The sequence below is a fragment of the Pseudomonas sp. BF-B-30 genome (assembly GCF_019956305.1).
Taxonomy (GTDB): Bacteria; Pseudomonadota; Gammaproteobacteria; order Pseudomonadales; family Pseudomonadaceae; genus Aquipseudomonas; species Aquipseudomonas jessenii.
In genome coordinates, this window is sequence record NZ_JAHBDG010000001.1 from 164,242 (window position 1) to 178,620 (window position 14,379).

10 protein-coding genes are annotated in these 14,379 nt (G+C 59.3%); 3 read left to right on the forward strand and 7 right to left on the reverse strand.

Annotated elements, in window-relative coordinates:
* Positions 1–59: 59 nt before the first annotated feature.
* The 6 genes from KGB29_RS00755 to acnA form a co-directional block, all read right to left on the reverse strand.
* The gene (locus tag KGB29_RS00755; protein ID WP_223616181.1) at positions 60–1,451 is read right to left on the reverse strand and encodes an undecaprenyl-phosphate glucose phosphotransferase; all 1,392 of its coding nucleotides are present in this window, start codon (positions 1,449–1,451) and stop codon (positions 60–62) included.
* Between the two features lie 616 nt (positions 1,452–2,067).
* Positions 2,068–2,574 carry a transcription/translation regulatory transformer protein RfaH gene (rfaH, locus tag KGB29_RS00760; protein WP_159389600.1) on the reverse strand — a complete coding sequence of 169 codons (507 nt, stop codon included), beginning with the start codon at positions 2,572–2,574 and terminating at the stop codon, positions 2,068–2,070.
* A 54-nt stretch (positions 2,575–2,628) separates the two neighbouring features.
* Positions 2,629–4,866, reverse strand: a complete 2,238-nt coding sequence (locus KGB29_RS00765; RefSeq protein ID WP_223616175.1) for a polysaccharide biosynthesis tyrosine autokinase — start codon at positions 4,864–4,866, stop codon at positions 2,629–2,631.
* Between the two features lie 24 nt (positions 4,867–4,890).
* Positions 4,891–5,325 carry a low molecular weight protein-tyrosine-phosphatase gene (locus KGB29_RS00770; RefSeq protein WP_007974078.1) on the reverse strand — a complete coding sequence of 145 codons (435 nt, stop codon included), beginning with the start codon at positions 5,323–5,325 and terminating at the stop codon, positions 4,891–4,893.
* Positions 5,326–5,541: 216 nt separating this feature from the next.
* Positions 5,542–6,330 carry a CPBP family intramembrane glutamic endopeptidase gene (locus KGB29_RS00775; protein ID WP_223616176.1) on the reverse strand — a complete coding sequence of 263 codons (789 nt, stop codon included), beginning with the start codon at positions 6,328–6,330 and terminating at the stop codon, positions 5,542–5,544.
* A gap of 241 nt (positions 6,331–6,571) precedes the next feature.
* Positions 6,572–9,313, reverse strand: a complete 2,742-nt coding sequence (acnA, locus tag KGB29_RS00780) for an aconitate hydratase AcnA (protein WP_223616177.1) — start codon at positions 9,311–9,313, stop codon at positions 6,572–6,574.
* A 297-nt stretch (positions 9,314–9,610) separates the two neighbouring features.
* Between acnA and rlmM the strand changes: the two genes are divergently transcribed.
* Both rlmM and tusA read left to right on the forward strand, forming a co-directional pair.
* Positions 9,611–10,684 (forward strand): 23S rRNA (cytidine(2498)-2'-O)-methyltransferase RlmM, encoded by a 1,074-nt coding sequence (rlmM, locus tag KGB29_RS00785; RefSeq protein WP_095943297.1) that lies wholly within the window; start codon positions 9,611–9,613, stop codon positions 10,682–10,684.
* A 196-nt stretch (positions 10,685–10,880) separates the two neighbouring features.
* A complete protein-coding gene (gene tusA, locus KGB29_RS00790; RefSeq protein ID WP_056721984.1) occupies positions 10,881–11,132 on the forward strand; it encodes a sulfurtransferase TusA in 252 nt (83 codons plus the stop codon).
* Positions 11,133–11,258: 126 nt separating this feature from the next.
* Here tusA and KGB29_RS00795 read toward each other — a convergent pair whose 3' ends face one another.
* Positions 11,259–12,653 (reverse strand): MATE family efflux transporter, encoded by a 1,395-nt coding sequence (locus KGB29_RS00795; RefSeq protein WP_057715662.1) that lies wholly within the window; start codon positions 12,651–12,653, stop codon positions 11,259–11,261.
* Positions 12,654–12,908: 255 nt separating this feature from the next.
* Between KGB29_RS00795 and pdxB the strand changes: the two genes are divergently transcribed.
* A complete protein-coding gene (gene pdxB, locus KGB29_RS00800; RefSeq protein WP_223616178.1) occupies positions 12,909–14,051 on the forward strand; it encodes a 4-phosphoerythronate dehydrogenase PdxB in 1,143 nt (380 codons plus the stop codon).
* Positions 14,052–14,379 lie beyond the last annotated feature (328 nt).

Consider the following 14,379-nt stretch of genomic DNA (forward strand, 5'->3'; position numbering starts at 1 on the left):
GTTTGAGTCAAGAGTGCGCAGCGGAAGAGCGCACTACAGCGAGGAGCCGCAGACGGACTTCAGTAGATGTTTTTTGACAACAAAGTGAGCGGGGTCTTGATCAGAATCTTGATATCGAGCCACAACGACCAGTTGTTGATGTACGCGAGATCAAGCTCTACACGCTTTTCCATCTTGTCGATGGTTTCTGTCTCGCCGCGATAACCACTGATTTGAGCAAGACCGGTAATCCCCGGTTTGATTCGGTGTCGAGCCATGTAGGCATCGATTTTTCCGGTGTAGTAATCGTTATGCGCCACGGCGTGAGGGCGGGGGCCTACCAGTGACATGCGGCCTTGCAGGGCATTGAACAGTTGCGGTAGTTCGTCGAGGGAAGTGCGGCGGATGAACTGACCGACGCGGGTTACTCGAGGGTCGTCACGGCTGGCCTGTTTGACTTCCTTGTCGTCGTGCATACGCATCGAGCGAAACTTCCAGACCTTGATGATCTTGCCGTTCCAGCCATGGCGTTTCTGTTTGAACAGGATGGGGCCAGGGGATGAGCATTTGACGGCGATGGCAGTGGCCAACAATACCGGGCTGAGGAGAATGATCGCGATGAGTGCGACGGTCCGGTCCATTATCGCTTTAGAGGCGGCGGCGGTGGGGTAGGACGTCAGTGGGCTCTCGTTCAAGTGAATGGCGGGAAGGCCTTCGATATCACTTACGGAGTGGTTGAGCAGGATCAGGCTTTGCAGATCTGGGGTCCAGATGACGTCGACGCTGGAGTCCAGCAGGTCGATGTACAGGCCTTCGATCTGTTCGGCTTCTGTCAGCGGCAATGCGATGTAGAGGCGCCGAATCTGGTGGGTTGCGATAAGGTCCCGCAGGTGGGCAAGGCTGCCAATCACCGGGTACAGGCCATTGCTGGGCGACGGTTGGTCGTCCGCGGCTACCAGGCCAACCAGTGGTTCGTTTCTATTGCGAACCAATTTGTCCGCGAGTTCTTGGGCCAGGTCGCCGGTGCCGATAATCAGCGAGGTGCGGGCGGCTTGCAGCTTTTGCTGGTAACGCCGGGAGAGGTTGTGCAGCGGCACATAGAGGCAGGCTTGAAGTGCGAAACCGCCGAGCGCGAGACTGATAATAACTTCGCGGGAAAAAAGCGCACTGGTTTTGGTGATAAACGCCACGACGGTCAAGCCGGAGAGTAGCACCAGCCAGCCAGCCAACAATCGGCCTAGTCCTACCAAATAACCATGGTGTTTATGGTAGACCTGCATCATGGAGTAGGCGGGTACCGAGCCGAGCAGTATGAATGCCGAGAGTATCCGGTAGTGGGCTTCGACTTCCCCGGTCTTCATGGTTGCCAGCGCACAGAGCAGGAGGATGAGTGCGCAGATTGCGGCAAGCCATTGGGTCCAGAACGTAAGACCGCGACCGGCTGGTAGCGTGGTGTTGCGCTTGCGAATCAAAATAATGTCCCTTGCGTCGATTTGGACATAGCCTTCCTGGGCATGCCTGCTGTCTGGAGTGTTCACGCCATGCAGCTTTGGTTGCTGTTTGAGCCACTGGCACAAACCGGTCTGTGTCGTGGCGTTTCCCTTATCCGTGACAGGGAACGCACTCGCCTTGGCCAATATCAAGGTTTTGGGCACGCTACCGCCCCAGGATTGACCGTTGGTTTCCTGAGAACGTGCGCCGTGGGTGCGACGAATGAGCCGATGCGCGAGCGCTGGCAGTTTATTTTGGGTATGAGGGAGTCAATCGGGCAGGCCGAGCCATGGCTCAGCAGAGGACTATGCGTCTGTTCCTTGACGGCGGCACAACGGGGGGCTGTGCAAGGCATCCTGCCGGAGTGAAGTAGTTAACCTCAGCCGAGGGTGCATTCTACTGAATTCGTAGGAAAAGTGAAGACGAATTTGTAGGATGGATCCAATAAAAGCGGCGTTTTTATTGGGCGAGGAGCGGTTTTTAGCCAGATTTGCTGTGGTTCGGGCATGGTTCGACATTGCAAGCAATTTCAGCGCTCGCAAGTCAGTCGTTGGTGTTTATTTTTGTTGTTTTAGGTGAGCAAAACGATAGGGGTGATCAGGTTTTTTCTATTGCGTCAATCGGGATGCTGAGGGTGTGTTCGCGGTGCAGGAGCTGGAGCAGGATCACGATGCGTTCGGCACCGTCGCGGGCCAGGAAAATCGCTTCCAGTTCCTTATAGCTGCCGCGGTTGATGCGCACCCTGTCGCCGGGTTCGAGTGCTGCGGACTCGACTGGTGCCTCGTTGAGTTGCTGTTGCAATTGCTCGATGAGATCGTCAGCGACCGCAATCGGTAGTTTGCCGAACGTCACCAGTTGGTTGACTCCGCGGGTAGAGCGGATCGGGTGCCAATTATCGTTGAGTTGGTCGAGCTGGATAAAAAGGTAGCCGGGGAAGAGAGACTCCACTGACGTACTGCGGCGACCGCGCTGAATACGTTCGATCCGTTGAGTTGGTCGGTAGCAAGTGAAGCTCTGGCGAATCAGGTTTTCCTCGGCACGGGCGTCTTGCCGGGGTTTGCACTGGATCAGGTACCAGCGTGGGGGAGGGTGCGGGCGAGGCATGCTGAGGGCTCTCATGGGTGAATCAGGGCAGCGGCGCTGCCCTGATGTCCGGTGTCACTTTTTGTCCGAGGCGTATTCGTATTGATAATAGCTGTAGCTACCATAGCCGTACGCCGAAGCTTTGCGTTCCACGGCGTTGAAAATCGCACCCTTGACCACGATGCCGTTCTGTTCGAAGCGGCGCTTGGTCACTGCGATCTCTTTGGCGGCGTTTACGCCGAAACGGGTCACGATCAGACTTGTGCCGGCCTGGCGGCCCACCAGAGCGGCATCGGTCACTGCGAGGATTGGCGGGGTGTCGATGATCACCAGGTCGTACTGGCTGCTGACTTGCTCCAGGAACCGAGTGAAGTTGCTGTGCATCAGCAGTTCGGATGGGTTTGGTGGGATCTGACCACGGGTGATGACGTGCAGGTTGTCCACTTCGGTGGAGTGGGTTGCCTTGTTCAGATCAATCTTGCCGGCGAGCAGATCGGACAAGCCATTGCTCACGTCCATGCGGAACATTTTGTTCAGGTAGCCTTTGCGCATGTCAGCGTCGACCAGCAGTACCTTTTGTCCGGTCTGGGCAATGATGGCGGCCAGGTTGCACGATACGAAGGATTTACCCACGGCCGGGCTTGGGCCGGAGATCATCAGAATGTTGTTCTTCGCTTCAAGGGTCGCGAAGTGCAGGCTGGTACGCAGGCTGCGCAACGATTCCACGGCGAGGTCGGCAGGGTTGTTCACGGCTAGCAACAGGGAGCCGGTAGACGCGCGGTTGTTGCCCTTTAATGTGCCTTCAATCAAGGATTGACCCTTGCTGAGAGGGATTGAGGCATAAACCGGGATGCCGAGTTGCTCAATGACCTCTGGGTCTTCGACGCCACGATTCATCGCTTTACGAACCAGTACGTAGGCCACGGCAATCAAGCCGCCGAGCAGCGTTGCGATCAAAACGACCAGCGCTTTTTTCGGTTTGACCGGTTTATCGATGTTCGCATCCGCCGAGTCGATCACGCGGACGTTACCTACCGTACCGGCTCGGACAATATCCAGCTCTTGGGTTTTGTTCAGCAACTGAGTGTAGATGTCGGTGGTGACTTGCATGTCACGGGTCAGGCGCAGTAATTCCTGCTGGGTTTCTGGTAGGTTTTTAACCTTCTTTTCCAGTCCGCGTTTCTGCTGATCCAGCTGACCCATTTGGGTCATCAGTGCCTGGTAGGACGGATGTTCGCGGGTGAAACGGTGTTCCATCTCGGCTTGCTTGAACTTCAACTCGGAAATCAGGGTTTCCAGGGCTACGATCTGATCGAGTACAGCTTTGGTTTCGATAGTGATGTCTACGGAGCGGGCACTGCTCTGGTAGGCATTCAACTGACCTTCGGCCTTCTCAAGTTGTTTGCGCACATCCGGCAGCTGGCTGCGCAGAAAGTCTAGGCTTTGCGCGGCTTCGGCGGAGTTACGCTGCACGTTCTGCAGTACGTAAAGACGGTTGATTTCATCCAGTACTTTGTTAGCCAGATCGGGATCTTCGTTTTCCAGCGACAGCGCGATGATGCCGGACTCTTTACCACGTTCAGCGGCCGACACATCTTCTTGGTACTTGAGAATGGTATTGAGGCGACGCTGCTTGGTAACAGTGAATAGAGCGCCGGTATTGGCATTCAGTGTCGAAACTTGCAGTTTGAAGCCATTTTGCTCCAGTTTCTCACCTGCTTGACCCTGAAGTAGGACTTCGTCATCTTCATTCAGCAGAGCAAAGGCACCATTTCCCTCAGAGCGTAGTGTCAACCCCTTGCCCAGGTAAGCATCAGGCACTTCCAGTTGGAAGATATCGAGTTTTTCTCCACCCCAGGTGAAGCTGTTGAGACCGAGCAGTGGCGAGGCCACCTGGTTTTCACTCACCGGCTCAAAGCGCCGGCTCAGAAATTGGCCAATCAGCGGGAAATAGTTCGGGTCAACAATAATATCGAGCTTCAGGTTCTCCACAGCCTTGCCCAGTACTGCGCGGGATTTAAGCAGCTCAATTTCAGTCACCGCCGGAGAGGTGCCACCGAACATCTCGCTCATTTCCCCCATGCCGCCCAGCGCAGCCATGCCGCCTTTTTTCTCTTCAACCTGCACCAGCGCATTCGCCTGATAAATCGGCGTCGACAACAGTGCATACGCAACACCCACCGCGCAAAAGAACGCAGTGATGCCAACAATGATCCACTTGCTATCGATCAAGGTGCCGAAGAGTGCGAGCAGATCGATGTCGTCATCGTCGTCGCGGTGTTCCTGGATTGGGAGGCTGTTTGGGCTTTGCATGCGGGGTACTTTTACAAGGGGTGATTATAGTTTTTGCGACCAGCTGTCGACGCCTTGCGTCATCAGTTGGTAGACGTGTTCGAAGGCGACCTTCTGTTGGCGATAGGGGTCGGGGATTTCCTGGTTGTTCTGCCACTTGCCCAGCAGGAACGTTTTGCCCTGTGCTTCCGGCGCCATTTGCACGATGCGTTTAACGTGGCCTGTTTCCATGGTGAGGATCAGGTCAGCCTGTTGCAGCAGTTCGCGGGTCAGTTGCCGGCCTTTGTGGTCCGGGTGGTCGCCATTGTGTTCGCGCAAGACTTCCAGCGCGGTGCTGTCCATGGGTTTGTCCACCAGGGCGTGGATGCCCGCTGAACTCACATCAATGCCGCGCTCGGCCAGTCTGCTTTTCAGCAGGGCCTCGACGGTGGGGCTTCGGCAGATGTTGCCGATGCAAACGACCAGGATTTTATTGAACATAGGGGCTGCGCAAGTTGCGATATCAAGTGTGAAAACCGCACAGGCAGAAGGAAGGAGAGGCGTCTGGATTCCGTTCCCGCGCAACTGTACGGCTATCTCCGGTGGCTAACTGCTACCGGGGCCATTTTAAAAGCGTGCACTCTAGTGGTGTAGGGGGGGAGGGTCAAGGCTCGGCTGTTACTTTCTGTCATACGGTTGTTTGGTTCGTCGCGGTGACTATCCCGCCATCGGGTAGGTGAACAGTGCGAAGTGCATCAGGTTCAAGCCGAAGTGGCTGAGGATGGCTGCGCCCAATCCACCGAAACGGTAGGCGAGGCCGTAACCGACCCCGGCCAGACTCGCCAGTACCACCCATTGCCAGCCAGCCCCGGCGTGGGCCAGGCCGAAGATCAGAGACGCCAGCAGCAGGGCGAGGGTTTCACCCTGGGGCAGGGTTTTCATGATCCGGCTCAGTCCGCCCTGGATATAGCCGCGAAACAACGCTTCCTCGACCAGGGTTACTAGCAGCAGGTTGTTGAGCATCCATAGCCAGGCCTGGTCCGGCCATTTCGGCGCCCAGGCGATGATGCCCAGCAACAGTGCACCGCCCAATGCCAGCACGGCGCTCAACGCCAGTGACAGCACGGTGGCATACAGGAAGGAGCGCAACGAGCAGCGACCGACTATCCATGGGCAGGCCAACAGCAGCCAGAAGCCGATCAGGGGTTTATCCAGGTTCAGGAACATGGAAAACGGCACGGCGTTTTCGCTGAAGCGCTGCAGAGCAATGCCGCGACCGTTATGGAAGCCCGGTAGCCAGTGCAATGCCAGGGCTAGCGCCAAGGCGATGAACAGGCCGTGGCCGAGGATGCGTAGACCAGGGATTACTTGTTGGCGAACGGTGAAGCCTGCGATCAACAGCAGCATTACCGAGATTGCCGCCAGCCAATCGAGGTGACCGTGGGTCAGCGCCAATCCGTAGCCGAGGCAGAGCAGGGCCAGAAAAGTCCATGGCAGGGCAGGCATGTAAAGTCCTTGTGTCGGGATTACGCTGTGCACCCCTAATCCCCTGTGGGAGCGAGCTTGCTCGCGATGACGGAGTGTTGAATGTATCGACCGATCGCGAGCAAGCTCGCTCCCACAGGTTGTGTGTCGGACACAATATTTGGGGCGATTCCATTTCAAGTGGCGCGCGATTATAGGGATGTAGGCGACATAAACAAAAACACCGCCCGGAGGCGGTGTCTGTCTGTGTATTGCTCATCAGTTACGAAGCAATCAACTGCCGCAACACATAATGCAGAATCCCTCCGGACTTGAAGTACTCCACCTCATTCAACGTATCGATGCGGCACAACACTTCGATCTTCTCGCGGCTGCCGTCTTCGCGGGTGATGACCAGCGTCAGGTTCATCCGTGGCGTCAGCTCGACGCCGGTCAAGCCGAGGATGTCCAGGGTTTCGCTGCCGCCCAGTTTCAGGCTCTTGCGGTTCTGATCCAGCTTGAATTGCAACGGCAGCACGCCCATGCCCACCAGGTTGGAGCGGTGAATCCGTTCGAAGCTTTCGGCGACGACCGCTTTCACCCCCAGCAGGTTGGTGCCCTTGGCCGCCCAGTCGCGACTCGAGCCGGTGCCGTATTCCTGGCCGGCGATCACCACCAGCGGAGTGCCCGAAGCCTGATAGCGCATGGCTGCGTCGTAGATCGACATTTTTTCCCCGGTGGGAATGTAGCGGGTGTTGCCGCCTTCTTCGCCGCCGAGCATTTCGTTGCGTATGCGAATGTTGGCGAAGGTGCCGCGCATCATTACTTCATGGTTGCCACGCCGCGAGCCGTAGGAGTTGAAGTCCCGCGGTTCCACGCCTTTGTCGCGCAGGTATTGCCCTGCCGGGCTGTCGACCTTGATGTTGCCGGCCGGGGAAATGTGGTCAGTGGTCACCGAGTCGCCGAGCAGTGCGAGGATCCTGGCGCCGCTGACATCCTTGACCACGGGCGCTGGGCCGCCGATGTCGTCGAAGAACGGCGGGTGCTGGATGTAAGTCGAGTCGTCCTGCCAGACATAGGTCGCCGCCTGCGGTACCTTGATCGCCTGCCATTGTTCGTCACCGGCAAACACTTCGGCGTACTCCTTGTGGAACATGGCGGTGTTGACCTGATTCACGGCGTCGGCAATTTCCTTGCTGCTTGGCCAGATGTCCCGCAGGTACACCGGTTTGCCGTCCTTGCCATCGCCCAGCGGCTCGCGACTGAGGTCGGTGCGCACCGTGCCGGCCAGCGCATAGGCCACCACCAGCGGCGGGGAGGCCAGCCAATTGGTTTTCACCAAAGGATGCACCCGGCCTTCGAAGTTGCGATTGCCCGAGAGTACGGAGGCCACGGTGAGGTCGGCTTGCTGGATGGCTTTCTCGATGGGCTCCGACAGTGGCCCGGAGTTGCCGATGCAAGTGGTGCAGCCATAGCCGACCAGGGCAAAGCCCAATTCATCGAGGTACTGGGTCAGGCCGGCCGCCTTGTAGTAGTCGGTGACCACTTTCGAACCGGGGGCCAGCGAGCTCTTCACCCAGGGTTTGCGTTGCAGGCCTTTTTCCACGGCCTTCTTCGCCACCAGCCCAGCGGCCATCATCACGCTGGGGTTGGAGGTGTTGGTGCAGGAGGTGATCGCGGCGATGACCACGGCGCCGTTTTTCAGGCGATAGGTCTGGCCTTCGAAATCGTAATCCGCTTCGCCGGCCATATCGGCATTGCCGACGGCAACACCGCCACCGCCTTCACTTTCCAGGCGGCCTTCTTCCTTGCTGGTGGGCTTGAATTGCAGGTCGGTGAAGTCGCTGAACGCTTGCGCGACATTCGGCAGGGTCACCCGGTCCTGCGGACGTTTCGGCCCCGCGAGGCAGGCTTCGACGCTGCCCATGTCCAGCGCCAGGCTGTCGGTGAACACCGGTTCCTGGCCGGGCAGGCGCCACAGGCCCTGGGCCTTGCTGTAGGCCTCGACCAGTTGCACCGTTTCCAGGGTCCGGCCGGACAGGCGCAGGTAATCCAGCGTGATGTCGTCCACCGGGAAGAAGCCGCAGGTGGCGCCGTATTCCGGGGCCATGTTGGCGATGGTCGCGCGGTCGGCCAGGGGCAGGTCGGCAAGGCCGTCGCCGTAGAATTCGACGAATTTGCCCACCACGCCTTTCTTGCGCAGCATCTGGGTCACGGTCAGCACCAGGTCGGTGGCGGTGATGCCTTCCTTGAGCTTGCCGGTGAGTTTGAAACCGATGACTTCGGGAATCAGCATCGACACCGGTTGCCCGAGCATCGCCGCTTCCGCCTCGATACCGCCGACACCCCAGCCAAGCACGCCGAGGCCGTTGATCATGGTGGTGTGGGAATCGGTGCCAACCAGTGTGTCCGGGAAGGCGTACGTGCGACCGTCCTCGTCCTTGGTCCAGACTGTGCGGCCGAGGTATTCAAGATTCACCTGGTGGCAGATCCCGGTGCCCGGCGGCACCACGCTGAAATTGTCGAAGGCACTCTGGCCCCAGCGCAGGAACGCATAGCGCTCGCCATTGCGCTGCATTTCAATGTCGACGTTCTGCTCGAAGGCGCTGCTGCTGGCGAACTTGTCGACCATCACCGAGTGATCGATCACCAGGTCCACCGGCGACAGCGGGTTGATCCGTTGCGGATTGCCGCCGGCCTTGGCCATCGCCGCGCGCATCGCGGCCAGGTCGACCACCGCCGGTACGCCGGTGAAGTCCTGCATCAGCACTCGCGCGGGGCGGTACTGGATTTCGCGGTCGGAACGACGCTCCTTGAGCCACGCGGCCAGTGCCTTGAGGTCGGCACCGGTGACGGTTTTTTCGTCCTCCCAGCGCAGCAGGTTTTCCAGCAGGACTTTCAACGACATCGGCAACTTGTCCAGATCACCCAGGCATTTGGCGGCCTCGGGCAGGCTGAAGTAGTGGTAGGTCTTGTTGCCGACTTGCAGGGTCTTGAGCGTATTCAGGCTATCGAGGGACGGCATTGCAATCACTCCTTTGAGTCCGCACGGCTACGGACTGAGGGGATGGGCAGAACATTAAACCTAGCTCTGTTTTCAGTAGCTGGCTAATAACCGGGCTCTATCGACAAGCTCCAGCTTCCGATCTCGGCTATCATGCGCCGGTTTTCATGACAGGCTTTGCTTCAGGGCAAGCGGTCTCTCTTTGTGGGAGCGAGCCTGCTTGCGATGGACGTTAACGATAACGCGTGTTTCCTGAATAACGCGCCGTCCTTGAGTCCATCGCGAGCAGGCTCGCTCCTACAGGGTCCAGGAGTATTAATGAACACCCTATTCATGCATTGCCGGCCGGGCTTCGAAGGCGAAGTCTGTTCCGAGATTTCCGACCTCGCCGCGCGCTTGAACGTGGCCGGTTATGCCAAGGCCAAGGCGGCTACTGCCTGCGCCGAGTTTGTCTGCACCGAAGAAGACGGCGCCGAGCGCCTGATGCGCGGGCAGCGTTTTGCCGAGCTGATCTTCCCGCGCCAATGGGCCCGGGGGATTTTCATCGATCTGCCGGAAACCGACCGCATCAGCGTGATCCTCGCCCATATGGCGGACTTTCCGCTGTGCGGCAGCCTGTGGCTGGAAATGGTCGACACCAACGACGGCAAGGAACTGTCGAACTTCTGCAAGAAATTCGAAGTGCACCTGCGCAAGGCGCTGATGGCGGCCGGCAAGCTGGTGGAAGATGCCCACAAGCCGCGTTTGCTGCTGACGTTCAAGAGCGGCCGTGAAGTGTTCATGGGCCTGGCGGAGTCGAACAACTCGGCGATGTGGCCGATGGGCATTCCCCGTTTGAAGTTCCCCCGCGAGGCGCCGAGCCGCTCGACCCTGAAGCTGGAAGAGGCCTGGCACCACTTCATCCCGCGCGACCAGTGGGACGAGCGCCTGCATGGCGACATGACCGGCGTTGACTTGGGGGCCGCCCCTGGTGGCTGGACCTGGCAACTGGTCAACCGTGGCATGCTGGTGACCGCCATCGACAACGGCCCGATGGCCGAAAGCCTGATGGACACCGGTCTGGTGCAGCACTTGATGGCTGACGGTTTCACCTTCAAGCCCAAGCAACCGGTGGACTGGATGGTCTGCGACATCGTCGAGAAGCCGGCGCGCAATGCCGCGATGCTGGAAGAGTGGATCGGCGACGGCCATTGCCGCGAGGCGGTGGTCAATCTCAAGCTGCCGATGAAACAGCGCTATGCCGAAGTGAAGCGTTTGCTCGAGCGCATTGCCGATGGCTTCAAGGCCCGGGGTATCAAGGTCGAGATTGGCTGCAAGCAGCTGTACCACGACCGCGAGGAAGTGACCTGCCATTTGCGTCGGATTGATGTGAAGAAACCGAAATCCCGCTGATACCGATGGACCAATGTGGGAGCGGGCTTGCTCGCGAAGACGTCGTGTCAGTCGACATCAACGCTGCTGACACACCGCTTTCGCGAGCAAGCCCGCTCCCACAGGTCAGTGGTCATCCCACAAGGGCGGCGTAATGCCACAGATGACGTTACACCCGGCAATGCGCGACAATGCCGGCCAGCTTCAGGAGTGAATCATGAGTGAAATGCTTGATACGCCGGTAGACGGCACCCTCGACGCCACCGGCCTCAACTGCCCCGAGCCGGTGATGATGCTGCACCAGCACATCCGTGATCTGGTGCCCGGTGGCCTGCTCAAGGTGATCGCCACTGACCCGTCGACCCGTCGCGATATTCCCAAGTTCTGTGTGTTTCTCGACCATGAACTGGTGGCACAGCACGAAGATGAGGGCACCTACCTCTACTGGATTCGCAAGAAGTCTGTTTAACCAACAAACCCCCTGTAGGAGCGAGCTTGCTCGCGAAAATAACGAAGGCGCCGTTGGGCATCTGGTATTTGCGCGTTATCGTTCACGAACTTCGCGAGCAAGCTCGCTCCTACAGCGTTGTGGCGATCAACCCTGGCTGTTACGAATCCGCCGGCGGGCACTGAGCGTCAGTCGGATCGACAGCATCAGCGCCGCACAGCTCAAACCGGCAATCAACCCTTCCCACAGCCCGCTCGGGCCGCTGGCCGGGCCGAACCAATCGGTCAGTCCCAGCACGTAGCCGACCGGCAGGCCGATGCCCCAATAGGCGAACAAGGTCAGGATCATCGTCACCCGAGTGTCCTGGTACCCACGCAGCGCACCGGCGCAGATCACCTGGATGGCATCGGAAAACTGATACAGCGCGGCATACACAATCAACATCGACGCAATCTGGATCACGGCCTTGTCAGGCGTGTAGATCGAGGCGATAGGTTCGCGCAGGAGCAGGATCAGTGCCGCCGAGAACGCCGCGAACACCAGTGCCGCGCCAAGCCCGACCTTCGCCGCGAAGCGCGCCTGCCAGGGATTGCCGGCCCCCAGTGCCTGGCCGACCCGCACGGTCACCGCCATGCCCAGCGAGTAAGGAATCATGAACAACAACGAGCTGATATTCAGGGCGATTTGATGCCCTGCCACCACGGTGGAGCCGAGACTGCCGATCAACAGGGCGATGACCGCGAAGATGCTGGACTCGGCGAAGACGGCGATACCGATCGGCAGGCCAATGCTGACCAGGCGCTTGATCACGGCCCATTTCGGCCGGTCGAAGCGCACCAGCACACGGGTGCGGGCATAGAACGGGGCCCAGAAGGTCCAGCCGGCCATGCTCAACGCCATGAACCACATCACGATGCCGCTGGCCCAGCCGCAACCGACGCCGCCCAGGGCCGGGGCGCCGAAATGGCCATAGATCAACGTGTAGTTCAGCGGGATGTTCAGCAGTAGGCCGCACAAGCCGATGACCATGCTCGGACGGGTCCGACCCATGCCATCGCTGTAGCAGCGCAGCACGTAATAGAACGCCATGCCCGGCAAGCCGAAGGCGATCCCGTGCAGGTAACCCATGCTCGGCTCGATCAATTGCGGATCGACTTTCATCCAGTGCAGGATCGGCTCGGCGCCGAGCAACAGGCCGCTGCCGATCAACCCGACACACAATGCGAGCCACAGCGCCTGGCGTACCAGCGGGCCGATTTCGTCAAACTGCCCGGCACCAAAGCGTTGCGCGACCTTGGGGGTGGTTGCCAGCAGGACGCCGGACATCAACAGGTAGACCGGAATCCAGATCGAATTGCCCAGGGCCACCGATGCCAGGTCCCGTGGGCTGACGCGGCCGGCCATCACCGCATCGACGAAGCCCATGGCCGTGGTGGCCAGTTGCGCGATCATGATCGGCAGGGCCAGGCCGAGCAGGCCCTTGAGTTCCAGGCGAACCGGGGTCGTGCGTGGGGCGGCGGTAGTGTCAGTCACGGAATTCACAAGCGAAGCGTCCAGAGGTTTTGATGCGCAGGGCTGCGCATTCTACGCGTTGACGCTTCGGTCAGGAAAAGACTGTGTTGGGTATTTGTAATCGCTCCGCTCTCCCTGTAGGAGCGAGCTCGCTCGCGATGAATGTGAGGGCACCGCGTTCATTCAGGCAGCCCTCGTTATCGTTAACGCCCATCGCGAGCATGCTCGCTCCTACACAGAGATGAATTCTGCGCCTACACTGCCAACCCGCCAAAGGAGCCTGCCATGCTGATTGTTGCCGACGAAAATATCCCTCTGCTCGATGCCTTCTTCGAAGGCTTCGGTGAAATCCGCCGGGTACCGGGTCGCGCCATCGACCGTGCCACGGTCGAGCAGGCCGATGTGCTGTTGGTGCGCTCGGTGACCAACGTCAATCGCGCGCTGCTCGAGGGCAGCAAGGTGCGCTTTGTCGGTACGTGCACCATCGGCACCGATCATCTGGACCTGAATTACTTTCAGCAGGCCGGTATCACCTGGTCCAGCGCGCCGGGCTGCAATGCCCGTGGCGTGGTCGACTATGTGCTCGGCAGTCTGCTGACCCTGGCCGAAATCGAGGGTGTCGACCTGACCCGGCGTACCTACGGCGTGGTCGGTGCAGGCGAAGTGGGTGGACGCCTGGTCAAGGTATTGCAAGGCCTGGGCTGGAAGGTGCTGGTGTGCGATCCGCCACGGCAAACTGCGGAAGGTGGAGACTACGTCAGCCTCGAGCAGATCATCGACGAGTGCGACGTCATCAGTCTGCACACGCCATTGACTAAACAGGGTCAGCAATCGACCTGGCATTTGTTCGATGAAAAACGCCTGAACCAGCTCAGGTCCGGCACCTGGCTGATTAATGCCAGTCGCGGGCCGGTGGTCAACAATGCAGCACTGCGCGACGTGCTGCTGGAGCGCGAAGACCTGCAAGCGGTGCTCGATGTCTGGGAAGGCGAGCCTGAAGTCGACGTGGCGCTGGCCGAACTCTGCGTGCTGGCAACGCCACACATTGCCGGTTACAGCCTCGACGGCAAGCAGCGGGGCACCGCACAGATTTATCAGGCCTATTGCGATTTCCTTGGGCAGCCAGCCCGGGTCAGCCTGGGCGATTTGCTGCCGGCGCCGTGGCTGTCGCACGTGACCCTCAATGCGCAAAGTGACCCGGCCTGGGCGCTGGCGATGCTGTGCCGTGGCGTGTATGACCCGCGACGTGACGATGCGGACTTCCGTCGCAGCCTTGTCGGCAGTGTCAGCGAGCAACGAGCGGCATTTGATGTGTTGCGCAAGAATTATCCTTCGCGCCGTGAGATCGACGGATTGCAGGTGCGGATCGAGGGGGATGCGCCTGAGTTGCAGAGGATTGTGGCGGCGTTGGGGGCGACGGCAGTCTGATAGACCGCGGTGGCCCCTTCGCGAGCAAGCCCGCTCCCACACAGGATCTATATGCACCACAAATCCCATGTAGGAGCGAGCCCTGCTCGCGATGGTCGTCAACGATGACGCGGGAAACCTGACACCCCGTGGTGCTCTCAGGTTCATCGCGAGCAAGCTCGCTCCTACAGAGAGAGGGTAATTGCCTTTTTTGCCGGCAATAAAATGTATGGTCAGCCCATCTCCTGCAACCCCATGGGCTGTTTTCGGTAAAGCTGGCTTGCGCTAATGTATCCGGGCTCGTAGTGAGCGTTGCGCTAACAACGCTCGGCCCTCGATGAGTAGCCGC

Coding starts and splice junctions, on each gene's coding strand:
- rfaH (WP_159389600.1), bottom strand. CDS start 2,574: ATGCCTCGCCCGCACCCTCCCCCACGCTGGTACCTGATCCAGTGCAAA.
- KGB29_RS00765 (WP_223616175.1), bottom strand. CDS start 4,866: ATGCAAAGCCCAAACAGCCTCCCAATCCAGGAACACCGCGACGACGAT.
- KGB29_RS00770 (WP_007974078.1), bottom strand. CDS start 5,325: ATGTTCAATAAAATCCTGGTCGTTTGCATCGGCAACATCTGCCGAAGC.
- KGB29_RS00775 (WP_223616176.1), bottom strand. CDS start 6,330: ATGCCTGCCCTGCCATGGACTTTTCTGGCCCTGCTCTGCCTCGGCTAC.
- acnA (WP_223616177.1), bottom strand. CDS start 9,313: ATGCCGTCCCTCGATAGCCTGAATACGCTCAAGACCCTGCAAGTCGGC.
- rlmM (WP_095943297.1), top strand. CDS start 9,611: ATGAACACCCTATTCATGCATTGCCGGCCGGGCTTCGAAGGCGAAGTC.
- tusA (WP_056721984.1), top strand. CDS start 10,881: ATGAGTGAAATGCTTGATACGCCGGTAGACGGCACCCTCGACGCCACC.
- pdxB (WP_223616178.1), top strand. CDS start 12,909: ATGCTGATTGTTGCCGACGAAAATATCCCTCTGCTCGATGCCTTCTTC.